This window comes from Williamsia sp. MIQD14, assembly GCF_051025635.1.
GTDB lineage: Bacteria > Actinomycetota > Actinomycetes > Mycobacteriales > Mycobacteriaceae > Williamsia_A.
In genome coordinates, this window is sequence record NZ_JBPFDG010000002.1 from 232,425 (window position 1) to 255,088 (window position 22,664).

Below are 22,664 nucleotides of genomic sequence, written 5' to 3' on the forward strand. Positions count from 1 at the left end.
AGCCTAGGTGAGGTCGGCCGACGCGCGCCAACCCCAGGTGATCGTGCGCTCGTCCGCATCGGGATCGCCGCCGCCGGGGACATCGCTGTCGGACCTGCGCTGCAGTCGCACCAGCAGATGACGATCGGTGAGTCGTTCGGCGACCCCGGCACCCCATTCGACGACGACCACGGCCGTGTCGAGTTCGGTGTCGAGGTCGAGGGCGTCGAGATCGGCGAGCACGTCGGCCCCGGTGGTGCCCAGACGGTAGGCGTCGACATGCACGAGCCCGACCCCGCCGGGTTCCCCGGGCGGGTGCACGCGCGCGATCACGAAGGTCGGCGAGGTGATGCGCCCCTGCACGCCGAGGCCGGCACCGATGCCGCGGGTCAGGGCGGTCTTGCCCGCCCCCAGAGGTCCGTCGAGGATCACGAGGTCGCCCGGCGCCAACCCCGACGCCAGGTCCGCCCCGAAGGCCTCGGTGTCGTGCACCGTCGCCAGCGTCCGGGACTCGTCGGCCGTCACGACGCCACGCTGCGCTGCACGAGCCGTTCGATCGCGTCGGTGATGACGGCGGGCTGTTCCAGGAGCACCAGGTGCCCGCAGTCGGGGACGCCGACGAGTTCGCTGCCCGGCAGCGAGGCGTGGAGGTCCACCGAGTTCGGCAGCGGGGTGAGCTTGTCCTCGTATCCGCAGGCGACGAGCGTGGGCACCCGCCCCAGGACCCGAAGGGCGTCGGTCTCGTCGTGGCTCTCCAGCGACCTGAGGAAGTTCACGACGGTGTCGATCGGGGTGCTCTGGATCATCGAGGAGACGAACGCGCTCGTCGCCGGCGAGTGGAACGTCGACCCGAACGCCGCCGCGGTGAACATGGGCGACATGATCACGCGCGTCACCCCGCGCCCGGCCTGCACGGCGCGCGGCGCGGTGCGCACCGAGTAGCGGAACGCGTCGACCAGGGGGTTCTGTAGGCCCTGTCCGAGTCCGGCCTCGGTGATGCCCTTCGCGGCGGTGGCGATGAGCCCGACACCGATGATCTTGTCGGAGAACAGTTCCGGACGTCTGGTGGCGAGTCCCATGATCGCCATCGCACCCATCGAGTGTCCGACAAGGACCACGGGGCCGTCGGGGACCACGGCGCGGATCACCGTGGCGATGTCGGCTCCGAGCTGGGTGATGGTCGCGGTGTGGGCCGGTGCCGCACCGGATTTCCCGTGTCCGCGGTGGTCGAAGAACACCAGCCGCACGCGGTCGCCCCACACCTCCTCGAGCCGTCGCCGCTGGAAATGCCAGCTGGTCAGTCGCATGGTGAAGCCGTGGGAGAAGACGACGGTCAGCGGGGCGTCCGGCGGCCCCACCTCGCGGACGGCCAGGGGCACCCCGTCGTCGGCGGTGACGAAGCTGGCGCGGTCGGAGTAGATGGTGCGGAAGTTCTCGTCCGCGTGGGGGTCCGCGCGCCCGGACGGGCGTCGTGTGAGGTTGCGGGCGACGCCGCCGACGGTGACCGCACCGAGCGCCGCGACGCCCGCGACACCGGCGAGGATCCCGAGCCGTTGTGGTCGTTGATCTCCGCTCATCCTCGATTCCTCTCCCGTCGGATCGTTCTCACGACCCACCGTTGCGCGGGCCCCCGTGGTGGCTACGCACGGTGCGCCCACGGATGCCGCTGACGATCTCGTAGTCGATGGTGCCGATCGTGTCCGCCCACTCGGTGGCGGTCGGCCCGCCCTGCGCGCCGGTGCCGAACAGTTCGGCACGATCGCCCTCGCGGACGGTGGTGTCCGGGCCGAGGTCGACCACCATCTGATCCATGCACACCCGCCCGACTCCCGGGTAGGTCTTCTCGCCGATGCGTACCCGGAGTCGGTTCGAGAGCAGGCGCGGGACACCGTCGGCGTACCCGGCGGGGATCAGCCCCAACGTGGTGTCGCGCGGCGCGGTCCACGTGTGTGCGTAGGACACACCCTGTCCCGCGGCGACCGCCTTCACCATGACCACCTCGGCCGAGAGGGTCATCGCCGGGATCAGCGGCAGGTCGTCGAACTCGTGGGGCAACGGGGAGAGTCCGTACACCGCGATACCCGGTCGGACCAGATCGCGGGAGAGATCCGGGCGGGTCAGCGCGGCAGCGGAATTGGAGATGTGCACCGCCCGCGGGATGACGCCGGCGCGGCGCATCTCGGCGACACAGGCGTCGAGTCGCGCGGCCTGGGTGTCGTTGAGCGGATGGCCGGGGGTGTCGCCGTGCGCGAGATGGCACATCATGCCGCCGAGCACGATCGACCCCTCGGCCACGGCGGTCGCGACCGCGTCGCGCAGGGCCGGCCAGTGATCCGGGCCGACCCCGTTGCGGGCGAGACCGGTGTCGATCTTGGTCGTCACCGTGGCCGTGGTGCCGAGCGACCGTGCCGCGGTCACGACCGCCTCGAGCTGCGCGGTCGACGAGACCGCGACGTCGATGTCGGCGGCGACGGCGGCAACGAAATCGGTGGCCGAGGAATGCAACCAGGCCAGGATCGGTGCGGTGACACCGCCCGCACGGAGTGCGAGCGCCTCCCCCACCGTCGCGACGCCGAGTGCACAGGCCCCGGCGGCCAGCGCGGCGCGACCGACCTCGACCGCGCCGTGTCCGTACCCGTCGGCCTTGACGACCGCCATCACGGCGGCGCCGGCACGCTCGGTGAGCACCCCGACGTTGTGGGCGATCGCGTCGAGGTCGATCGAGGCCTCGAGGGCGGGGGCCCACAGCGCCGGCGCGGCGGCACCGGCGCTCATCGGTGCCCCACCGCTCCGGCGCGCAGCGCGCGGATGGCCGGCCGCACCGCGGCCAGCAGATCCGACGCCCCGATCGGCGCTCCCCGGTCTGTGTTCTCCCCATCACCCATCGCAGCCAGGACGGCCGCCGTCGCGTGGGCGCGTGCTGCCGCGGCGGCGGCCAGACGAGGAGTGAGACCGGCCGCGAGCAGCGCACCGGCGATGCCCGACAACACATCTCCGGCTCCTGCGGTCGCCGCCCACGACGACCCGGCGTCGTTCACCAGCGTCGGGCCCGCGGCGTCGGCGACGAGGGTCGCCCGGCCCTTGAGCAGCACCGTGGCACCGAGGTCGGCGGCGAGATCGGTGACGGCGCCCACGCGATCGGCACCCACCGGGTGTCCGGCGAGCCGGGCGAACTCACCAGCGTGCGGTGTCAGCAGGGTCGGGGCGGTGCGGTCGGCGACCCACGAGCGATGCTCGGAGACGACGGTGATCGCGTCGGCGTCGAGAAGGACGGGGAGGTCGGTGTCGAGCACGGCGTGCACGAGATCGGTGGCGCGGGTGTCGGTCCCGGCGCCCGGACCGATGACCCAGGCCTGTACCCGACCGACGTCGTCGAGGTCGCCCGCCTCACGCACCATGGACGCGACGATCTCCGGGTGTCGCGACACCACCTGCGAGGCAGCGGATCCGGCGTAGCGGACCATTCCCGACGTGGCGGCGACCGCGGCACCCGTGCACAGGACGGCGGCACCCGGGAACCGGTCGGATCCGGCGATGATGCCGGTCACGCCCTGGGTGTACTTGTCCTCGGCGGGACCGGGAACCGGCCACTGCCCACCGATCTCGGTGTCGGCGAGGGCGACGAGATGTGCCGCGGGCGGGTCGATGCCGATGTCGACGCACTCGATGCGACCACAGCGGTACGCCGCGAGAGCGTGGGCGCGGCGACGGGTCCCGAAGGTGACGGTCACCGCGGCGCGGACCGACGGGTCGTGCACCTCTCCGGTGTCGGCGTCGACGCCCGACGGGATGTCGACGGCGACGATCGGTGCGGTGACGTGCTCGAACGCCGCGGCCGCGGCCGGCCGCAGCGGACCCGATCCGCCGATGCCGACGACGCCGTCGACGACGAGGTCGTACCCGCTCGATGCCGTCGCCACGACGCGACCACCCGCGCGGCGCAGTGCGGCCAGGCCGCCGGGGTGGGCGCGATCGGGCGCCACGAGAACGGCGTCGACGGCGACACCGCGGGCACGGAGCATCGCGCCGGCGTGGAGCGCGTCGCCCCCGTTGTCGCCGGCACCGACGATCAGTCCCACCCGCGCCCCGTACAGCGCACCCCGTCGGAGGCGGAGCTCGGCGAGGATGACGTGCGCGAGACCGGTTGCGGCGCGGCGCATCAGCACACCCGAGGCCAGCAGGTCACCCGTCGCCTGCTCGGCCGCCCGGATCTCGTCGGCGGTGTGGAAGCCGATCACGCGGCTACTCCACCGTCACGGATTTGGCGAGGTTCCTCGGCTTGTCGACGTCGTATCCGCGGGCCTGCGCGACCGCGGCCGCGAACACCTGCAGCGGTACGGTGGAGACGAGCGGTTGCAGCAGGGTCGAGGTCACCGGGATCTCGATGAGGTGGTCGGCGAACCCGGCCACCGCGACATCGCCCTCCTCGGCGATGACGATGGTGCGGGCGCCGCGCGCCTGGATCTCGCGGATGTTGCTGACCATCTTCGAGTGCAGCAGCGGACGGCCACTCGGCGAGGGCATCACGATGATCACCGGCAGGCCGTCCTCGATGAGCGCGATGGGGCCGTGTTTGAGCTCGCCCGCGGCGAAGCCCTCAGCGTGCATGTAGGCCAGTTCCTTGAGTTTCAGCGCGCCCTCGAGCGCCACCGGGTAGCCGACGTGGCGGCCGAGGAACAGCACGGTGCGTGCGTCGACGAGCGAACGGGCCAGCGCACGAACTGGTTCGACGGTCTCGAGGACCCGCTCGACGGCGTGCGGCATCTGCTCGAGCTCATGGAACTCGCGGGCCACCTCGTCGGGGTACTTCGTGCCGCGGGCCTGGGCCAGCGCCAGCCCGACGAGGTACGCCGCGGCGATCTGGGCGAGGAAACACTTCGTCGACGCGACACCGATCTCGGGTCCGGCATGGGTGTAGAGCACGGCGTCGGACTCCCGGGGGATCTGCGCACCGTTGGTGTTGCAGATGGCCAGCACCCGCGCCTTCTGCTCCTTCGCGTGCCGCACCGCCTCGAGGGTGTCGGCGGTCTCCCCCGACTGGGAGATGGCGACCACGAGCGTGGAGCGGTCGAGCACCGGGTCGCGGTAGCGGAACTCGCTGGCCAGTTCGACCTCGACCGGCAGCCGGGTCCAGTGCTCGATGGCGTATTTCGCCAGCATGCCCGCGTGGTAGGCCGTACCGCACGCGACGACGAAGATCTTGTCGATGTCGCGCAGGTCCTGGTCGGTGATGCGCTGCTCGTCGAGGACGATCCGACCGTTCTCGAAGTGGCCGACGAGGGTGTCGGCGAGCGCCTGCGGCTGCTCGGCGATCTCCTTGAGCATGAAGAAGTCGTGGCCGCCCTTCTCGGCGGCGGCGAGATCCCAGTCGATGTGGAACGGCTTGCCCTCCTGCGGCGTGCCGTCGAAGTCGGTGATGGTGTAGCGGTCGGCGGTGATGACGACGACCTGGTCGTGACCGAGCTCCACCGCGTCGCGGGTGTGCTCGATGAACGCGGCGACGTCGGAGCCCACGAACATCTCGTTCACCCCGACACCGACCACCAGCGGGGTCGACCGTCGCGCGGCGACGATGGTCCCCGGATGGTCGGAATGGGTGAAGACCAGGGTGAACGCGCCCTCGAGACGACCGAGGACGGCGTAGGCCGAGGCGACGAAGTCACCCGCGTTCGCGCCGTTCGCGTATTCGAGGTCGAGCATGTGCACCGCGGTCTCGGTGTCGGTGTCGGAGCTGAACTCGACCCCGGCCGCCTCCACCTCGGCGCGCAGCGCAGCGTAGTTCTCGATGATCCCGTTGTGGACCACCGCGAACCGTCCGTCGCGGCTCACGTGGGGGTGGGCGTTGCGGTCGGTGGGTCGCCCGTGGGTCGCCCACCGGGTGTGGCCCATCCCGCTGGTGCCTGCGAACGCCTCACGACCCACGGTCGCGAGCTGCTTGTCGAGGTTCTCGAGCCGACCGGCCTTCTTCTCGACGGCGGTGTGACCGGCTCCGTCGAGAATGGCGACGCCCGCGGAGTCGTATCCGCGGTACTCCATCCGGCGCAGGGCCTCCACGACGATCTCCAGGGCGTCCCGGTGACCCACGTATCCGACGATTCCGCACATTCGACACAGGTTACCGGGGGTCGGGCGGCGCGCCGGGCACCCCGGGTGTCATAGGGTCGAGCCGTGACCTCGGTGAAGAAGTTGTTTGCGCAGCTGTCCCGACGTGGACCGCACCGTGTGCTGCGGGGCGACATGGCCATCGTCGGTCTCCCGGGCGTCGTCTACACGCCCGAATCGGGCACCGACCTCCCCGGCGTGGCGTTCGGCCACGGCTGGATCACCCACAGCAGGCAGTACCGCGACACCCTCGAGCATCTCGCCTCGTGGGGCATCGTCGTGGCCGTCCCCGACACCGAGCGCGGGCCGCTGGCGTCGGATCGTGCACTCGCCGTCGACCTCGAGACCTCACTGCAGATCATCTCGAGCGTCCGCCTGGGCTCGGGCGCGATCACCGTGCATCCCGAGCGGCTCGCACTGGCCGGCCACGGTCTCGGGGCGTCGGCCGCCGTCCTCGCCGCCGGTGACTCGCAGCATGCACGGGCGTTGGCCGCACTGTTCCCCGCACCGACCGGTCCCGCGGTGCTACCCGCCGCCCACCGTGCCCGTGTGCCGGCTCTGATCCTCGCCGCGCCGAAGGACCTCGACGGCATGACATCGAACGCGCTCGCACTGCGCAACGCCCTGCAGGGTGACCAGGTCGCCCTGCGCACGATCCCGAAGTCGACCAATCGTGGACTCGCCGAGGGATTCAGCGTGCGCAAACGTCTCGGCGACGGGTCGGATCACTCCACAACCCAGAAGGCGACCCGCGCGATGCTGGCAGGGTTCCTGCTCGCGCACCTCGGGGGGACGGCGGCTCGCGGCAGGACCGCGATCGGCGATCCCACCTATTCCGACTTCGCCGACCCCGCGGTCGCGATCGGCAAACTCGAGACGGTCGATGCCGACACCGTCGAGATCGACTCCGCCGACCCGATCACCCGCCTGCTGCGCAGCTGACCCCTCCGATCCCGCGACAGCGGGCCGCGGTCAGCGCGGCGCGGGGTCCAGGATCGGTCGTCGGCGCCGATCATCCGCACCGTCGTCGTCGGCGTCGGATGCGCGATCGTCGTCGTCACCGTTCGGATCGTCCTCGTCCGGCAACGGCTCCCGCCAGGCCTGCGCGGCCGCGGCCGATGCGCGGCTGTGCCGGGTTCGTTCGCGGTCGAGCCTGCCGGTCATCGACCGCAGGATCTCCTCGATCTGATCGGCAGGTCTCATCGGTCGCCGGCCAGCGCCAGGCCACCGTCGTCGCCGGGGTCGGGCGTCGCCTGCGGTGCACGGTTCGTGTCGGCGGCCGGCTCCTCGACGCGACCCGGCCGCGGCGGCGTCGGCGTCGGCGGGGTCGCCGGACCGGGATCGACGATCGGTTCCGGGGCCGGCGGCCGAGGCGGTGACGGCGCGTCGACGACGTCGTCGACAGCGGGTGGCGGTCCCGACGGGGACTGCGACACATCCGGTGGTGACGGCGCCGCCGCGGTGGGTAGCGGCACGACATCGGGCGCGACGCCACGCGGCGCGGACTCCGGCTGCGGATCGCCGGGGGTGGCCGCGCGCGGACGATCCTCCTCGCCGGGATCGCGGTCACCGTCGAGATCGAGATCGAGGTTCAGCGACAGCATCGGTCCAGATCGCGTGGACGCCTCGGGCCCGGGGCCTCCGGGTCCGTGATCCTGGGTTCCGGCGAGTGCCTCGACGGCGAGGTTGAGCACGGCGCCGAACCCGCCGGCGGCGGCCATCCCCACCGCCGATGCCGACGCCACCGCGGCCTCGGCCAGCGCGGACGCCAGCGGCACCGGGTCGACACCCCCTGTCGCCGTCGGGTGTCCCCCGTGGGCCGGAACGACGGCAGGTGCGATGACGCGGATCGGGTCACCCCCACTGGCACCGCCACCTATCACGGCCCGGGACGGCACGACCGGCCGCGGGACGGGACCGCCGACCGACGACCCGATCGCGACGTCCGTTCGCCGCGGGCCGGAAGCGGTTGTCCTGCGGTGTGATCGGGCGGATCGCGCCACGACGGCGAGACCGTCCGGATACGGCGCCCGGGTCGCGAGCCCCTCGAAGGACGCGCCCACCACTGCGAGGATCTCGCCGACGGCGGTGTCGGCCACATCGACGGCGGCATCGAACAGTGCTGTCTTGGCGGCGATGTCGGCCGCGATCGCACCGCGGTTCTCCTCGGCGTCGGCAAGGGTGACCGTCGTCATCGGGCGACCCGCGACGAGGTCGGTCGCGATGGCCGCGAGCGCCAGGTACTTCGCCACGAGCACCCGGGACAGTGCCGCGGCCGCGGCGTCGACGGTGGCGGCGATCTCCCGCATCCGCTCGATCGCCTCGTCGGACCGCCGGACATGCCGGCCGAGCGCCGCACCTGCGGCGTCGGACGCCACGCCGGTCCACACCGACGGGATCCGGTCACCGACGGCGTCGACGCCTCGGGTCGCGTCGGCGGCGATCGCCACCGCCGACCGCAGGCTCGACGCGTCGTGGACGAGCGCGGACAGGTCGATCCCCTCGGTCACCCCGAACCGGCGCGCGAGATCGGTGTCGGACGAGAGCGACACCCCGATCGCGGTCGCGATGGGGCGGACGACGGCGAACCACCGCAGACCCGCCAGCGCGGCGGGACGCAGGGTGTCGACGCGGCGGTCGGGCGCTTGCGCGGTGGTCATGGCAGTCCCGACCCGGCGATCCGGCCGCCCGAATCGGTGTCGGTGCTGGCGAGAACAGCTGCGGCCGTGCGTGTTCCGTCGGCGAGCCGCTCGATCGACGATCGCATCGCCGCGATCTCGCCGCGGAGGGCGGTCATGCCCGCGCCGTAGGCCTCGGCGTGCTCGACGTACGCGGACCCGACCGAGCGGGAGTCGAACGCCGGTGTGTCGACCGCGCGTGCGGCGGTATCGAGCGACGTCGCGGCCCGGTGCAGCTCGTCGGCCAGTTCCACGACGCCACCGACGTCGATCCGCAACGCCTCGTCCATGTGTATCGACCTCCCCTGTCCCGCCCTCTGTCACCGACCTGCCGATTCCTGGTTCGACGATGATAAGACGTCGACCGGGAGCGATGGGTTCCCTCGAGATGTGACGGATCGGCGGGTGACGCGCCTCTAGGCGATGTCTGCCGCGGCCAGCGCGTCGTGGAGCGCGTGCGGGCGGTCGCCCACGGGCAGTGGCTCCACCAGGGCGAACGAGCAGCCGATCCCGCGGGCCCCGCCGTCGGCCTCCTCGCTGTCACCGATCATCAGCGTCCGCGTGGGGTCGACATCGAGGTGATCGGTGGCGAACCGGAAGATCCCGGGATCGGGTTTGGTGATCCCGACCTCGTGCGACAACGCCCACACGTCGACGAGGTGGTCGACGCCGTGGCGCGCGAACACCGCCCGCAGGTCGAAGGCGATGTTGCTGACGATGCCGATGGCGATGTCACGCTCGGCCAGCTGGGTCAGCACCGACACCGTGTCGGGGTAGGGATCCCACGACTCGGCGGCGAGGACCCGCTCGTAGAGGGATTCGGCGTGGCCGGGGACGGCGAGACCCGAGGCGCGCAGCACCGCGAGGTACGCCGCGCGGTGCAGGGCCGGATCGAGGTCGCGCCGCAGCCATGCCGCGCGCATCTCGTCGTCGAGCTCGGCGGGGACGCCGGTGGGGGCGGTCATGCGACGGATCAACTCCGCCTGCAGGTGGCCGTCGATCGGCGCGCCGTCCTCGTCGTGCAGGTCGGCGAACCACTCGGCTCGCTCGGTGAAGCGGAACAGGGTGCCGGAGAAGTCGAAGAGCACCGCGGCGGGCTGCCCGGTCATCGACCGAGCCGTCACGTCGGTCATCGACCGACCGAGCCGACCACGTCGGCGATGCGTCGGGCGATGCTGTCGGCCTCGTGTGCGGTGGTGGCCTCCACCATGACGCGGACGAGTTGCTCGGTTCCCGACGGGCGCAACAACACCCGTCCGGATTCACCGAGTTCGGCACCGGCGGTGACGACCGCCTCGCGCACCGATTCCGCACCGGCCACGGCGTCCTTGTCGGCGACGGGGACGTTGATCAGGATCTGCGGCAGCGTGGTGATGACCGAGGCCAGGTCGGCCAGGTCGCGTCCGGTCTGCGCCATGCGCGCCATCAGCATCAGTCCGGTGAGGATGCCGTCACCGGTGGTGGCGAACGACGGCAGCACCACGTGACCGGACTGCTCACCGCCCAGCGCGAACGCCCCGGAGCGGAGTTCCTCGAGCACGTACCGGTCGCCGACGGCGGTGGTGCGCAGGTCGATACCGGCCGAGCGCATCGCGATGTGCAGGCCCAGGTTGCTCATGACGGTGGCAACGAGGGTGTTGTGCGCCAACGTGTTCGACTCTTTCATCGCGATCGCCAGCACCGCCAGGATGGCATCGCCGTCGACGACGTCCCCGGTCGCGTCGACGGCGAGACAGCGATCGGCGTCGCCGTCGTGGGCCAGCCCGATGTCGGCGCCGTGTTCGATGACGGCCTTGCGGATCACGTCGAGGTGGGTCGAACCGCACCCGTCGTTGATGTTGAGCCCGTCGGGCTCGGCGTTCAGCGCGATGACCGTGGCGCCGGCCGCGCGGTAGGCGGCCGGGGCGGTGAGACTCGCTGCGCCGTGGGCGCAGTCGACCACGACGGTGATGCCGTCGAGATCCGACGACACCGCCGAGGCGAGATGGTCGAGGTAGGGGCGGGCGGCGTCGGCGGCATCGAGGATCCGGCCGATGGCAGCTCCCACAGGCCGTGCCGAGGCATCTGCCGGCTCGGCGATCGCCGACTCTATGCGCTCCTCGAGGTCGTCGGCGAGCTTGTGTCCACCGGCGGCGAACAGCTTGATGCCGTTGTCGGGCATGGGATTGTGCGACGCCGAGATCATGACACCGAAGGCGGCACGGTGGTGGTCGGTCAGGAACGCGACGGCGGGTGTCGGCAGCACTCCCACGCGCAGTGCGTCGACCCCGGCGGCGGCGAGACCGGCGCACACCGCGGCCTCCAGCATCTCACCGGAGGCGCGGGGATCACGTCCGACGACGGCCAGGGGCCGGACACCGGGTGCGGTCGCCGTGGTGGCCAGCACGCTCGCGGCCGCGCGGGCCACGCTCACGGCCAGCTCGGGTGTGAGGTCGGCGTTGGCGAGGCCGCGTACGCCGTCGGTGCCGAAGAGTCGTCCCATTCCGGTGCCCCTGTTCGATCGGAGATGTCGCAGAAGAGATGTCACAGAAGAGATGTCGCAGAACGCACTCGAGCAGGTGTCCAGAGGATCCTGAACACCTGCTCGGTGCAGGCGGAGATCAGCGCACAGGCGCCGCGATCAACGCTTCGAGTACTGCGATGCCTTACGGGCCTTCTTAAGGCCGTACTTCTTGCGCTCCACCGCGCGGGGGTCACGGGTGAGGAACCCGGCCTTCTTGAGCGCGGGGCGATCGTCGGGGGCGACCTCGATGAGGGCGCGGGCGATCGCCAGGCGCAGCGCGCCGGCCTGTCCCGACGGTCCGCCGCCGACGAGCTTGGCGTGGACGTCGAAGGACTCGGTGCGCTCGACGATCACCAGCGGGGCCTTGATCAGCTGCTGGTGCACCTTGTTCGGGAAGTACGCCTCGAGGCTGCGGCCGTTCAGCGTGAACTGACCGGAGCCGGGGGCCATGCGCACGCGGACGACGGCCTCCTTACGGCGACCGACGGTCTGGATCGGACGATCGAGGTGGATCGGGGCGGGCGCCGGGGAGGCGTCGAGCGCCTCGGTGCCGGTGGCCTCGTCGACCACGTAGTCGTCACTCGCGACCTCGGCCGCGGCGACGTCGACCGGGGTGTACTCACCCTCGACGGCGTCGCCGATGGTGTTCTCTGAAGACTGGGGCTCGGTCACTGGGACACCTGCTTGATCTCGAAGGGAGCGGGACGCTGTGCCGCATGGGGGTGGTCGGGGCCGGCGTAGACCTTGAGCTTGCCGAACATCGCCCGGCCCAGCTTGGTCTTCGGGAGCATGCCGTTGACGGCCTTCTCGATCACGCGCTCGGGATGGGTCTCGAGCAGCTGCGCGGTGGTGCGCGAGGTGAGACCACCCGGATGCCCGGAGTGCCGGTAGTTGAGCTTGCGCTCGGCCTTGTTGCTGGTCAGAACGATCTTCTCGGCATTGATGATGACGACGAAGTCGCCGCCGTCCATGTGCGGGGCGTAGGTCGGCTTGTGCTTGCCGCGCAGCAGATGGGCGGTCTGCACGGCGAGCCGGCCGAGCACCACGTCGGTGGCGTCGATGACATGCCACGCGTGCGTGATGTCACCGGCCTTCGGGGTGTAGGTGGACACAGGTGTTCCATTCCGTCGGTGTGGAGCTGGTCGGATGCGTCGGCGGGGTGATTCCCGGCGACCAGTGGGGACCCGGGGACCCGGTTCGCCCCGCGATGCGGGGTGCCGCGCACCAGCGGTTCAGAGTACGGGGTCGCCACGGGCCGGTCAAAACGCCTCCGTGGGCGCCTCACCTGGACCGATGTCGCCTCAGCGCAACGGCGCGATGGTGACCGAGCCGACCGCGGCCGCGCAGGCGTCGTCGATCGCCTCGCCGCGGGCTCCGGCCTGGCATCCGACACTGACCTGTAGTGCCGAGGACACCATCACGTACCACCGGATCGCGGCGCCCGACCCGGGCGTCTCGCGGTAGCTGATCACGTCGCGGTCGGCGTAGCGGGTGACCGCCGAGAACTCCGACACCGTGTCGCCGCCGCTCTGCCGCAGCCGGTTGCGCAGGCTGGTCGCGACGGTCGTCGGGGTCGAGTCGATCCGCACGGCGTTCTGTACGACGATGATCCGCCGGTCGTCGGTGCGTGCGGCGAACGTCGTGAAGGGGATGGCACCGGTGTCGTCGACGGCGTCGCTCGTGCGGCGCCAGTCGACGGGCACCACCATCGACACCCGGCCCACGTCGGCGCGCACCGACGTCGGCGGGGCGGCCGTCGCCGAGGGCGCCTCGTCGGCGGACCCGCCGAAGACCACGGCGCCCGCGACGACGGCGGCGAGCACGACCACGGTGGCGACCGCAGCGGCGACGAGGGTGCGTCGGTCGGGCCGGTGGGCGGTGGTGTCGGGGGGTCGCGGTGGCGGGCTCGACGGGAGGACCTCTCCGGCGAACCGGTGGACCAGTGCCCGTTCGACGGCGGCGATCCGGCCGGTCGGGGTCGCGTCCTCGAACAGGCGGATCGCCGCGGCGAGGCGGTCACGGTGATCACCGTCGACGAGGATCGCCTCGACGGTGTCGTCGACCAGATCCCCGAGGACCTCGGGGGCGGCACGGTGGTCGGTGGGGTCGTCGAGGACGTCGGTCCGTGTCACCCGCCACCCGTCGTCGTCCCGGGTGACCCGATGGACGTCGAGGCGGCCGTCGTGACTCTCGGCGACCACGCAGACCCGGGCCGACGGCTCGAGGTGGGTCGCCGCCACGAGGACGGCACGGGGGGCGGCGTGCACCGAGGTGGTGGTCCCGGCGCGTGTCACGACGGCGCGCGCGGCGTCGATCACGATCCCGACGCGCCGGCTCCCCCACGTGGTGGGGTGGGCGACGGTGAGTGACGCCGGCAGGTGCGGACCGAGGACGTCGCCGATCGCCTGCGTCCAGGCGTCACCGATCCGGCGACGCGCGCCATGGAGCAGGACGTGGTCGCTGTCGATCGACTCGATGAGCGTGCCGACCCGCAGACCGGGCCGACCACCGACCTCGAGCCGTGCGTAGGCGACGTCGACGACCGTCGACCGCTCGACCGTCACGGTGTCGCGGTGGTCGACGTCTCCGCGTTCCCCGTGGGCGTCCCCCGACACCTGTGGTCCTCAGCCCGCGTTGCGGGCCGGTCGCAGTTCGCGCGGCAGGGCGAAGGTGAGCGTCTCGTTGGCGGTGGTCACCGTCTCGACCGACCCGTAGCCGTGCTCGGCGAGAAGGTCGACGACACCGCGCACCAACACCTCGGGCACCGAGGCGCCGGAGGTGACACCGACCGTCTGAGCACCGTCGAACCAGCTGGTGTCGATGTCACGGGCGTAGTCCACGAGGTAGGAGGCCCGGGCGCCGGCCTGGAGCGCGACCTCGACGAGTCGCACCGAGTTCGAGGAGTTCGTCGATCCGACGACGATCAGCAGATCGCAGTGCGGCGCCATCGCCTTCACCGCGACCTGGCGGTTCTGGGTGGCGTAGCAGATGTCGTCGCTCGGCGGATCCTGCAGGAGCGGGAACCGTTCACGCAGCTTCGACACCGTCTCCATGGTCTCGTCGACCGACAGCGTGGTCTGCGACAGCCAGATCACCTTCGACTCGTCACGGACGGTGACGCCGTCGACGCTCTCGGGTCCGTCGACGAGCTGGATGTGTTCGGGGGCCTCTCCGGCGGTGCCCTCGACCTCCTCGTGGCCCTCGTGACCGATGAGCAGGATGTCGAAGTCGTCGCGTGCGAAACGCTTGGCCTCCTGGTGCACCTTCGTCACCAGCGGGCAGGTCGCGTCGATGGTGCGCAGGTTGCGCGAGGCCGCGGTCTCGTGGACCGCGGGTGACACACCGTGGGCGGAGAACACGACGAGCTGACCCTCGGGCACCTCGTCGGTCTCGTCGACGAAGACGACACCCTTCTCGGTCAGGGTCTCGACCACGTGACGGTTGTGGACGATCTCCTTGCGGACGTACACGGGCGCACCGTGCTTCTCGAGGGCCTTCTCGACGGTCTCGATGGCGCGGTCCACGCCGGCGCAGTAACCGCGCGGCTCGGCCAACAGCACCCTCTTGACGGGCTCGGCAGTGGTGGTCATACCGCCCAGCCTACGGCCCTCGCCTGAGCGCCGGGGTTTCGGCGGAGCCCACGCCCGCGGCACGTCGACCACCCCATCAGTGGTCACCGCCGCGGTGATGAGGCAGAGTTGAGCCATGTTTCGCCCACCGTTTGCGGCTCGAGTGGTCACCGGTCTGATAGTGACCGCGATCGAGGAGACCAAAAAGCTTCCCACCACCGCGGTCACGTTGCCCATGACCGCGGTGAGTTCCACGGTGCAGGCGGCGATGCGGATGCAGCAGAACATCGCCGAACTCGCGATCAAGGGCGACGAGGTCTTCGACACCCTCTTCCACCGCGCCGAGGAGAAGCCCGAGTGGGCGACCTTCGACGACGACGACGCGTTCATGGACCCGGCGCCGTCACGTGCCGACCGATCCCCCGTCGATGACGGCGACGAGGAGTCCGACGACCACCGCGGTTCCGATGACTCGTCCGCCGACGCCGGCGCGACCGTCACCCCGATCTCGGCGGCACCGGGTGCCGCGACCGTCACCCCGGCCGACATGCCCGAACACCAGGCTGAGACCGTCGAGCCCACCCCGCCGGTGAAGAAGGCCCCGGCGAAGAAGGTTCCCGCGAAGAAGGTGGCCGCGAAGGCTCCGGCGAAGAAGGCCCCGGCCGCGAAGAAGACCCCTGCCAAGAAGGCCCCCGCCGCCCCCGCATCCGACGACGACTCGGCTACCGGCAAGGGCCGTTTCGCCCTGTACAGCTCGGCGCCCGAGACCGTCCTGCAGTCCGATGTCGAGTCCTCGCCCGCCGCCCCGGCCGCCGACGCCCCCGAGATCGTCGAGTTCCTCGACTACGACGCCCTCACCCTGGCCCAGCTGCGCGCGAAGATCCGGTCGGTCGATCTCGACGACCTGCGCGCCCTCGCCGACTACGAGCGTGGCCATCGCGGTCGCGCCCCGTTCCAGACGATGCTCGACAACCGGATCACCGCCGCATCGGCGAAGTGAGCCGCGTGGACACCGCCCCCACCGCTCCCCGAACCTGCTCCCGCACACGGTGACCGCGCCGGGCAAGTCCACGCCGGAGACGCCGTGGCCGGTGCGGACCCTCAACGCCAAGATCGGTGACTGGATCCACCGCCTCGGACAGGTGTGGGTGGAGGGCCAGATCACCCAGATCAGTCGACGTCCGGGGACGAAAACGGCCTTCCTGCAGCTGCGCGACCCGTCGGCGGACATCTCGTTGACCATCACGTGTTCGCCGACGGTGATCGACCGCTGCGAGGTGCCGCTGACCGAGGGTGCCCGCGTCATCATGGCCGGACGGCCCAGCTTCTACGCCGGCCGGGCGACGATCTCGTTGCGGGTCACCGAGATCCGGCCCGTCGGCATCGGGGAACTCCTCGCCCGCATCGAGCGCCTGCGGCGCCTCCTCGCCGCCGAGGGACTGTTCGACGACCGACTCAAACGACCCCTCCCCTTCCTGCCGCACGGCGTCGGGGTCATCACCGGTCGCGCGAGCGCGGCCGAACGCGACGTGGTGAGCGTCGCGCAGGGCCGCTGGCCATCGGTGCGGATGATGGTGCGCAACACCCCCGTCCAGGGACCGACCGCCGTGCCCGCGATCCTCAAGGCGCTCTCCGACCTCGACGCCGACCCGTCGGTGTCGGTCATCGTCATCGCCCGCGGCGGCGGCTCGGTGGAGGATCTGCTGCCGTTCTCCGACGAGGCCCTGTGCCGCGCGGTGTCGCAGGCGCGCACACCGATCGTCTCGGCGATCGGTCACGAGCCCGACCACCCGCTGCTCGATCTGGTGGCCGATCTGCGTGCCGCCACCCCGACCGACGCCGCCAAACGTGTGGTGCCCGACGTCGCCGCCGAGCTCGCCCTGCTGGACGAGCTGCGCGCGAGATGTGCCGGGGCGCTGCGGAACTGGGTGTCGCGTGAACAACACGGACTCGCGGGTCTGCGCGCACGCCCGGTGCTCGCCGACCCGCTGCGCATGATCGACGAACGCGTGGCCGGCATCGACCGGGCCCGGGGCGAGCTGCGGCGCGAGGTCGCGCGCTTCGTGGGCTACGAGGAACAACGCATCGAGAACCTCTCGTCGAGGGTGGCGACACTGGGCCCCGCGCAGACCCTCGCCCGCGGTTACGCCGTGGTGCAACGCATCTCGGGCGACGAACCGCCACACGTGGTCGGTTCGGTCGACGACATGCCCATCGGGTCGCAGATCCGGGTCCGCGTGGCCGACGGCGCGATGCGCGCCGCGGTCATGCAGGCCGCCGAGAAACCCATAACCCGACGTGAGGACCGCTGATCATGGCCACCCGCAAGCCCGACGCCGCGACCGAGGACGACGCCGAGGAGTCGATCGAGTCACTGGGCTACGAACAGGCGCGCGACGAGCTGATCGGTGTCGTGCGAACCCTGGAGCAGGGTGGCCTCGATCTCGATGCGTCGCTGACCCTCTGGGAGCGCGGCGAGGCGTTGGCGCGGCGATGTGAGGAACATCTCGAAGGCGCGCGTGAGCGGATCGAGACCGCGCTGGGCGACGTGGATGCCGACACCGCCGACGGCGACCTCACCGACGACGACGAGCTCGACGACTGACCGCCGCCCGCGGAGGTGATCAGCCCGTCGGGACGGGCAGCGCGGTGCGCGGGATGACCGGTGCGGCCAGCACGGCCATGGCCATCGTCGTGAAGTCGCCGTCGCCGCCCTTGCTGTAGAGCCCGATACGGACGTCGCCCAGGTTCGCGACCCAGATCGACCGGTCGTTGTCGGTGCGGTACTGCACCCACTGCCTCTCGCCGACCACGATGGTCCCGCGGCCCAGGGCCTGGCCGGGCGACAGGTAGCCCACCAGCGAGTCCTCGGGGGCATTGGTCTGGCTGAGCTGCATGTACGCGCCGTCGGTGGTGATGTAGCCGGTGTTGCTCACCGAGGTCGAGTCGATGCCCGCGGTGCTGCCGGTGTTCGGCTTCCATCCCTGCGGGGTCTCGGGCAGACGCACCGGGAACGGCAGCGACGCGGCGTTCGCCGTGAGTCCGGCGCGCACGTCGTAGGCGGGCGTCTTGTCGTCGCTCGCGCCCCCGGTGAGACCCACCGAGCAGTTGCCGGAGACGACCGCGATGATCGCGCAGATCGCTATGAGCGGTATCAGCGACCAGATCATGTCCTTGTGATCGGTGAGGATCCGGGGTTTGGCAGCCACGAGACCAGTATCCACCCCGCTCGTGACAGGATTACCCCACCACACCAGACGACCCCAGGAGGCCGTAGATGTCCACCCCCACCCGTACCCCGCAGGCCCCGGATCGCAACCTGGCGATGGAGCTGGTGCGCGTGACCGAGGCCGCGGCGCTGGCCGCAGGCCGGTGGGTGGGTCGCGGCGACAAGAACGGCGGCGACAAGGCCGCGGTCGACGCGATGCGTGAGCTTCTCTCGACGGTCTCGATGCGCGGCGTCGTGGTCATCGGTGAGGGCGAGAAGGACGAGGCGCCGATGCTCTACAACGGCGAGGAGGTCGGCAACGGCGCGGGCCCCGAGGTCGATGTCGCCGTCGACCCGATCGACGGCACCACCCTGATGGCCGAGGGCCGCCCCAACTCGATCGCCGTGATCGCGGTGTCCGAGCGCGGCACCATGTTCGACCCGTCGGCGGTGTTCTACATGGAGAAGATCGCCGTCGGCCCCGAGGCCGCCGGATCGATCGACATCACCAAGCCCGTCGAGTGGAACGTGCGTGCCGTCGCCGACGCGAAGGGCATCGAGGTCGGTGACGTGACCGTCGTCGTCCTCGACCGTCCCCGCCACGCCGACCTCATCGGCGAGATCCGCGCCGCCGGCGCCAAGGTGCGGCTCATCTCCGACGGCGACGTCGCCGGCGCCATCGCCGCGGCCGGCGAGTACAGCTCGGTCGACATGCTCATGGGCATCGGCGGCACACCCGAGGGCATCATCACCGCGGTGTCGATGAAGTGCATGGGCGGCGAGATCCAGGCCCGGCTGTGGCCGCGCGACGACGCCGAGCGGCAGAAGGCGATCGACGCCGGACACGATCTCGGTCGGGTTCTCAAGACCGACGACCTGGTCAGCGGTGAGAACATGTTCTTCTGTGCCACCGGCGTCACCAACGGCGACATGCTGCGCGGGGTCACGTACCGCCGCAACGGCGCGACCACGCGGTCGCTGGTCATGCGCTCGAAGTCGGGCACCATCCGCCACATCGAGGGCGTGCACCAGTTGGCGAAGCTGCGCGAGTTCGCCTCGGTCGACCTCGGCCCCGGCGACTGACCGCTCCCGCGGCGACCAGGGCTGTCGCGGCGGCGACCGCGGCGGCCCGTTAGGGTACCCAACATGAGCAACGACGCCACCGAATACCGCATCGAACACGACACGATGGGCGAGGTACGCGTTCCCGCGGCCGCTCTGTGGCGAGCCCAGACCCAGCGTGCCGTCGAGAACTTCCCGATCTCGCACCGCCCGCTCGAGCGCACCCAGATCCGCGCGATGGGCCTGCTGAAGGCGGCGTGCGCGCAGGTCAACAAAGACCTCGGACTCCTCGACGCGGACAAGGCCGACGCCATCATCGCCGCGGCCACCGAGATCGCCGACGGTGCCCACGACGACCAGTTCCCCATCGACGTGTTCCAGACCGGTTCGGGCACCAGCTCGAACATGAACGCCAACGAGGTCATCGCCTCGATCGCCAAGGCGGCCGGCGTCGAGGTCCACCCCAACGACCACGTCAACATGTCGCAGTCGTCGAACGACACCTTCCCCACCGCCACGCACGTCGCGGCCACCGAAGCCGCTGCGACGGACCTGATCCCGGCCCTGGCGCACCTGCACGAGGCCCTCGCGGGCAAGGCGTCGGAGTGGCGTGAGGTCGTGAAGTCCGGCCGCACCCACCTCATGGACGCCGTGCCGGTCACCCTCGGTCAGGAGTTCGGCGGCTACGCCCGCCAGATCGAGGCCGGCATCGAGCGGGTCGAGGCCTCGCTGGTCCGCGTCGGGGAGCTGCCCATCGGCGGCACCGCCGTCGGCACCGGCCTGAACGCACCCGAGGGGTTCGGCACCAAGGTCGTCGCAGACCTGGTGTCGCGCACCGGGGTCGAGCACCTCAGCCTCGCCAGGGACAACTTCGAGGCCCAGGCCGCCCGTGACGGTCTCGTCGAGCTGTCCGGTGTCCTCAAGACCGTCGCGGTGTCGCTGACGAAGATCGCCAACGACGTCCGCTGGATGGGGTCGGGTCCGCTCACCGGCCTCGGCGAGATCCGTCTCCCCGATCTCCAGCCCGGCAGCTCGATCATGCCCGGCAAGGTCAATCCCGTTCTGCCCGAGGCGGTCACACAGGTCGCCGCGCAGGTCATCGGCAACGACGCCGCCGTCACCTGGGGTGGTGGCAACGGCGCGTTCGAGCTCAACGTCTACATCCCGATGATGGCGCGCAACGTGCTCGAGTCACTGAAGTTGCTGGCCAACGTGTCCCGCCTGTTCGCCGATCGCTGCATCAGCGGCCTCGAGGCCGACACCGACCACCTCAAGACCCTCGCCGAGAGCTCGCCGTCGATCGTGACGCCGCTCAACTCGGCGATCGGCTACGAGGAGGCGGCCGCCGTCGCGAAGCAGGCCCTCAAGGAGGGAAAGACCATCCGGCAGACCGTGATCGATCGCGGACTCATCGGCGAGAAGCTCTCCGAGGCCGAACTCGACGCGCGCCTCGACGTGCTGAAGATGGCCAATCTCGACCACGAGCGGTAACAACACCAGGCGCGACCGAAACAGCCTCCCGCGACCATCCTGATGGTCGCGGGAGGCTGTTTCGGTCGCGGGTGACTACTTCTTGAGCAGGAAGTACGTCGGCTTCAGCTTGTAGTCCTGGGTCAGCAGAGCACCGAAGCGGGTCTCCCGATCGCCGAGCGTGCGCGGGTCACTGGAGAAGTCACGGATGCTGTAGATGATCGCCGGTCCCGCGTAGGGCAGACGTGCGATGAAGGCCAACAGGTCGCGGATCTGGTCGCGCTGCTGCTCGGGGGTGTTGCCACCTCGGCCCGGTCCGTTGCTGGGGGCGCCGATCTCGGTGAACCAGATCTTCTTCCCCGCATCGCCGTTGGCGACCATGATGGCGCGCACCCGGGCCACATCGGAGATGGCGTTGTCCGGAGCGTTGGCGATCCCGTTCGGGAACACATACGGATGCAGGGCGGCCGCGTCGAAGAACGGACGTGCCCCGGCCTTGTACATGTCGGCGATGAACTGCGGCGGCGAGTCGGTGCCGGAGATGCGACTCAGACCCGCGGCGATCACGGTCGACTGCGGCTGGATCCGCTTGATCACCGGGTAGCTCGCGCGCAGGAGTTGGGTGTACCGCTGCGGCTTGTTCGGCACGAGACCGAAGAAGGCCGGCAGGTTCGGCTCGTTCCAGATCTCCCAGGTGTTGGAGCTGCCGCGGTAGCGCTGCACGGCCTTGCCCACGAAGTCGGAGAAGTCGGTGGCGCGCGCCGGCGGCGCGGTGCGCAGGATGCCGCCGCCCTGGAAGAACGGGGTGAAGGCGATGAGACCGATGACCCGCAGCCCGCGCGAGCGGGCGGCGTTCATGACGCGGTCGGTGCCCGACCAGTCGTAGACACCGGGACTCTTCTCGATGGTGCTGCGGTCGATGAGAACCCGGAACCAACTGGCGTTGGTCTGCGCGACGGTGTTCATCTCGCGATCGATGTCCTGCTGGGACAACGTGGTGATCAGCGCACCCTCGGTGAAGCCGTAGCCGGCCGCCGGGACCAGCGGAGCGGCCGAGGCCGACGGCACCGAGAAGAGCGCTAGAGCGATTGCGGAGACCACACCGACGATGAAGACCCGCAAAGAAGACCGTTGCATGCGGTCATTCTTGCATCGGTCGGGCACATTCCGCGCATCGAGAACAGTCGTTCGACCGCATGACCGGCTATGTCCTCTATGTCGTCTGCGCTGCACCGACGACGCCGATGTCGATCACCGGGTCGCGAGCGGGGTCGAGCCACTTGAGGACCGAGACCATGGACGCCCGGTCGATCGCGACACAACCCTGCGTGGGATTGCCGTCGGTGACGTGCAGGAAGATCCCCGACGCATAGCCGGGACGACGCTGCGGGTTGTGGGCGATGTTCACCGCGTAGTCGTACACCGGGCCGCTGGTGTAGAGGTTCTCGCTGTCGCCGCCGGGGCTGGCGACCTGTCGGACGTGGGTGTTGTAGGTCGGCGACGAGGGGAACTCGTCCCACCAGTCCTGGGTGTCGGCCTGGAAATACGGCATCTTCGTGCCCGGGTTCGCCTGGCGGCCGAAGGCCTGATCGAAGGCGAAGGTGCCCTCGGGGGTGCGCGGCACGTCGTCCTTGGGGACACCGATACCCATCGACCCCACGAACGCCTTCACCGGACCGATGACCGGGCGCCACACACCGTCGACCTTGTCGTAGGCGGTCAACGTCCCGGTGGTGTCCGATCGCTTGGCCACCGTCACGGTCACCATCTGGGTGGTGGACGGGAAATCGACGGGACCGGCGACCACGGGGTCGGCAGAGGCGGACGCGGCTCCCAGGGCGCCGCCGGCGACCACGAGAACCGTCAGGGACAGCGCGGTGAGGGCGGACCTCATGCGCAACATTGACCACATACGTAACTCAGACACCAGAGAAGTATGCGAGCACGCCGACCGGTAATCGATATCCGCACGGTCACAACACAGCAGATATACGGTCACCGATCGGCGTGTGAGCTGGATCTCTCGCTCGCTAACTCACGCGAGCCCGCTCGCTGCGCTCCCGGCGCTCAGGCTCCCGGCGCGACTGTCACAT

General features: G+C 70.6%; 23 protein-coding genes. 6 read left to right on the forward strand and 17 right to left on the reverse strand.

The genetic code is table 11. From position 1 onward, the window contains the following. Window positions 1-3: 3 nt before the first annotated feature. The 5 genes from tsaE to glmS are packed head-to-tail and all read right to left on the reverse strand — an operon-like array spanning window position 4 to window position 6,084. Window positions 4-504, reverse strand: coding sequence for a tRNA (adenosine(37)-N6)-threonylcarbamoyltransferase complex ATPase subunit type 1 TsaE (gene tsaE, locus ACQ7HM_RS08580; protein ID WP_434215847.1), 501 nt, complete (start codon window positions 502-504; stop codon window positions 4-6). Continuing rightward, window positions 501-1,556, reverse strand: coding sequence for an alpha/beta fold hydrolase (locus ACQ7HM_RS08585; RefSeq protein ID WP_434215848.1), 1,056 nt, complete (start codon window positions 1,554-1,556; stop codon window positions 501-503). Before ACQ7HM_RS08585 ends, tsaE begins: the two co-directional genes overlap by 4 nt. A 28-nt stretch (window positions 1,557-1,584) precedes the next feature. Further along, window positions 1,585-2,754, reverse strand: a complete 1,170-nt coding sequence (gene alr / locus ACQ7HM_RS08590) for an alanine racemase (RefSeq protein WP_434215849.1) — start codon at window positions 2,752-2,754, stop codon at window positions 1,585-1,587. Continuing rightward, complete coding sequence (locus ACQ7HM_RS08595; RefSeq protein WP_434215850.1) at window positions 2,751-4,217, reverse strand: NAD(P)H-hydrate dehydratase; 1,467 nt, start codon at window positions 4,215-4,217, stop codon at window positions 2,751-2,753. Before ACQ7HM_RS08595 ends, alr begins: the two co-directional genes overlap by 4 nt. Before the next feature lie 4 nt (window positions 4,218-4,221). Further along, entirely contained in the window at window positions 4,222-6,084 is a 1,863-nt protein-coding gene (glmS, locus tag ACQ7HM_RS08600) for a glutamine--fructose-6-phosphate transaminase (isomerizing) (protein WP_434215851.1), read from the reverse strand. Window positions 6,085-6,147: 63 nt separating this feature from the next. Here glmS and ACQ7HM_RS08605 point away from each other — a divergent pair, with 63 nt between their 5' ends. Next, a complete protein-coding gene (locus tag ACQ7HM_RS08605) occupies window positions 6,148-7,023 on the forward strand; it encodes a dienelactone hydrolase family protein (protein WP_434215852.1) in 876 nt (291 codons plus the stop codon). 30 nt (window positions 7,024-7,053) lie between these two features. On the opposite strand, the gene ACQ7HM_RS08610 is transcribed toward ACQ7HM_RS08605, so the two are convergent. The 9 genes from ACQ7HM_RS08610 to ACQ7HM_RS08650 form a co-directional block, all read right to left on the reverse strand. Then, window positions 7,054-7,284 carry a hypothetical protein gene (locus ACQ7HM_RS08610; RefSeq protein WP_434215853.1) on the reverse strand — a complete coding sequence of 77 codons (231 nt, stop codon included), beginning with the start codon at window positions 7,282-7,284 and terminating at the stop codon, window positions 7,054-7,056. Continuing rightward, on the reverse strand, window positions 7,281-8,741 hold the full coding sequence (locus ACQ7HM_RS08615) for a hypothetical protein (protein ID WP_434215854.1): 1,461 nt from the start codon (window positions 8,739-8,741) through the stop codon (window positions 7,281-7,283). The genes ACQ7HM_RS08610 and ACQ7HM_RS08615 overlap by 4 nt, the downstream gene beginning before the upstream one ends. Then, window positions 8,738-9,049 carry a type VII secretion target gene (locus ACQ7HM_RS08620; RefSeq protein ID WP_434215855.1) on the reverse strand — a complete coding sequence of 104 codons (312 nt, stop codon included), beginning with the start codon at window positions 9,047-9,049 and terminating at the stop codon, window positions 8,738-8,740. Before ACQ7HM_RS08620 ends, ACQ7HM_RS08615 begins: the two co-directional genes overlap by 4 nt. 126 nt (window positions 9,050-9,175) lie before the next feature. Continuing rightward, entirely contained in the window at window positions 9,176-9,892 is a 717-nt protein-coding gene (locus tag ACQ7HM_RS08625) for an HAD family hydrolase (protein ID WP_434215856.1), read from the reverse strand. Next, window positions 9,889-11,241 (reverse strand): phosphoglucosamine mutase, encoded by a 1,353-nt coding sequence (gene glmM / locus ACQ7HM_RS08630; protein ID WP_434215857.1) that lies wholly within the window; start codon window positions 11,239-11,241, stop codon window positions 9,889-9,891. The genes ACQ7HM_RS08625 and glmM overlap by 4 nt, the downstream gene beginning before the upstream one ends. A gap of 138 nt (window positions 11,242-11,379) precedes the next feature. Next, window positions 11,380-11,934, reverse strand: a complete 555-nt coding sequence (rpsI, locus tag ACQ7HM_RS08635) for a 30S ribosomal protein S9 (protein ID WP_434215858.1) — start codon at window positions 11,932-11,934, stop codon at window positions 11,380-11,382. Further along, entirely contained in the window at window positions 11,931-12,374 is a 444-nt protein-coding gene (gene rplM, locus ACQ7HM_RS08640) for a 50S ribosomal protein L13 (protein ID WP_045822065.1), read from the reverse strand. The genes rpsI and rplM overlap by 4 nt, the downstream gene beginning before the upstream one ends. A gap of 189 nt (window positions 12,375-12,563) precedes the next feature. Continuing rightward, the gene (locus tag ACQ7HM_RS08645; protein WP_434215859.1) at window positions 12,564-13,877 is read right to left on the reverse strand and encodes a type VII secretion-associated protein; all 1,314 of its coding nucleotides are present in this window, start codon (window positions 13,875-13,877) and stop codon (window positions 12,564-12,566) included. A 9-nt stretch (window positions 13,878-13,886) separates the two neighbouring features. Further along, a complete protein-coding gene (locus tag ACQ7HM_RS08650; RefSeq protein ID WP_434215860.1) occupies window positions 13,887-14,852 on the reverse strand; it encodes a 4-hydroxy-3-methylbut-2-enyl diphosphate reductase in 966 nt (321 codons plus the stop codon). Between the two features lie 160 nt (window positions 14,853-15,012). On the opposite strand from ACQ7HM_RS08650, the gene ACQ7HM_RS08655 reads away from it, so the two are divergent. The 3 genes from ACQ7HM_RS08655 to ACQ7HM_RS08665 are packed head-to-tail and all read left to right on the forward strand — an operon-like array spanning window position 15,013 to window position 17,436. Continuing rightward, window positions 15,013-15,831 (forward strand): lipid droplet-associated protein, encoded by an 819-nt coding sequence (locus ACQ7HM_RS08655; RefSeq protein ID WP_434215861.1) that lies wholly within the window; start codon window positions 15,013-15,015, stop codon window positions 15,829-15,831. Between the two features lie 49 nt (window positions 15,832-15,880). After that, the gene (xseA, locus tag ACQ7HM_RS08660) at window positions 15,881-17,143 is read left to right on the forward strand and encodes an exodeoxyribonuclease VII large subunit (RefSeq protein ID WP_434215862.1); all 1,263 of its coding nucleotides are present in this window, start codon (window positions 15,881-15,883) and stop codon (window positions 17,141-17,143) included. 2 nt (window positions 17,144-17,145) lie between these two features. Further along, on the forward strand, window positions 17,146-17,436 hold the full coding sequence (locus tag ACQ7HM_RS08665) for an exodeoxyribonuclease VII small subunit (protein ID WP_434215863.1): 291 nt from the start codon (window positions 17,146-17,148) through the stop codon (window positions 17,434-17,436). A gap of 19 nt (window positions 17,437-17,455) precedes the next feature. Here the strand turns inward: ACQ7HM_RS08665 and ACQ7HM_RS08670 are convergent, their stop codons facing one another. Further along, window positions 17,456-18,040: a DUF4245 domain-containing protein gene (locus tag ACQ7HM_RS08670; RefSeq protein WP_434215864.1), complete on the reverse strand. Its 585-nt coding sequence runs from the start codon at window positions 18,038-18,040 to the stop codon at window positions 17,456-17,458. Window positions 18,041-18,108: 68 nt separating this feature from the next. Between ACQ7HM_RS08670 and glpX the strand changes: the two genes are divergently transcribed. Both glpX and ACQ7HM_RS08680 read left to right on the forward strand, forming a co-directional pair. After that, window positions 18,109-19,122 (forward strand): class II fructose-bisphosphatase, encoded by a 1,014-nt coding sequence (gene glpX, locus ACQ7HM_RS08675; RefSeq protein WP_434215865.1) that lies wholly within the window; start codon window positions 18,109-18,111, stop codon window positions 19,120-19,122. Window positions 19,123-19,185: 63 nt separating this feature from the next. Further along, entirely contained in the window at window positions 19,186-20,592 is a 1,407-nt protein-coding gene (locus ACQ7HM_RS08680) for a class II fumarate hydratase (RefSeq protein WP_434215866.1), read from the forward strand. Between the two features lie 75 nt (window positions 20,593-20,667). Here the strand turns inward: ACQ7HM_RS08680 and ACQ7HM_RS08685 are convergent, their stop codons facing one another. Then, complete coding sequence (locus ACQ7HM_RS08685; protein ID WP_434215867.1) at window positions 20,668-21,708, reverse strand: hypothetical protein; 1,041 nt, start codon at window positions 21,706-21,708, stop codon at window positions 20,668-20,670. A gap of 76 nt (window positions 21,709-21,784) precedes the next feature. Beyond that, window positions 21,785-22,465: a L,D-transpeptidase family protein gene (locus ACQ7HM_RS08690; RefSeq protein WP_434215868.1), complete on the reverse strand. Its 681-nt coding sequence runs from the start codon at window positions 22,463-22,465 to the stop codon at window positions 21,785-21,787. Window positions 22,466-22,664 lie beyond the last annotated feature (199 nt).

Coding starts and splice junctions, on each gene's coding strand:
- ACQ7HM_RS08585 (WP_434215848.1), bottom strand. CDS start 1,556: ATGAGCGGAGATCAACGACCACAACGGCTCGGGATCCTCGCCGGTGTC.
- alr (WP_434215849.1), bottom strand. CDS start 2,754: ATGAGCGCCGGTGCCGCCGCGCCGGCGCTGTGGGCCCCCGCCCTCGAG.
- glmS (WP_434215851.1), bottom strand. CDS start 6,084: ATGTGCGGAATCGTCGGATACGTGGGTCACCGGGACGCCCTGGAGATC.
- ACQ7HM_RS08610 (WP_434215853.1), bottom strand. CDS start 7,284: ATGAGACCTGCCGATCAGATCGAGGAGATCCTGCGGTCGATGACCGGC.
- ACQ7HM_RS08615 (WP_434215854.1), bottom strand. CDS start 8,741: ATGACCACCGCGCAAGCGCCCGACCGCCGCGTCGACACCCTGCGTCCC.
- ACQ7HM_RS08620 (WP_434215855.1), bottom strand. CDS start 9,049: ATGGACGAGGCGTTGCGGATCGACGTCGGTGGCGTCGTGGAACTGGCC.
- ACQ7HM_RS08625 (WP_434215856.1), bottom strand. CDS start 9,892: ATGACCGACGTGACGGCTCGGTCGATGACCGGGCAGCCCGCCGCGGTG.
- glmM (WP_434215857.1), bottom strand. CDS start 11,241: ATGGGACGACTCTTCGGCACCGACGGCGTACGCGGCCTCGCCAACGCC.
- ACQ7HM_RS08650 (WP_434215860.1), bottom strand. CDS start 14,852: ATGACCACCACTGCCGAGCCCGTCAAGAGGGTGCTGTTGGCCGAGCCG.
- ACQ7HM_RS08665 (WP_434215863.1), top strand. CDS start 17,146: ATGGCCACCCGCAAGCCCGACGCCGCGACCGAGGACGACGCCGAGGAG.
- glpX (WP_434215865.1), top strand. CDS start 18,109: ATGTCCACCCCCACCCGTACCCCGCAGGCCCCGGATCGCAACCTGGCG.
- ACQ7HM_RS08680 (WP_434215866.1), top strand. CDS start 19,186: ATGAGCAACGACGCCACCGAATACCGCATCGAACACGACACGATGGGC.
- ACQ7HM_RS08685 (WP_434215867.1), bottom strand. CDS start 21,708: ATGCAACGGTCTTCTTTGCGGGTCTTCATCGTCGGTGTGGTCTCCGCA.
- ACQ7HM_RS08690 (WP_434215868.1), bottom strand. CDS start 22,465: ATGAGGTCCGCCCTCACCGCGCTGTCCCTGACGGTTCTCGTGGTCGCC.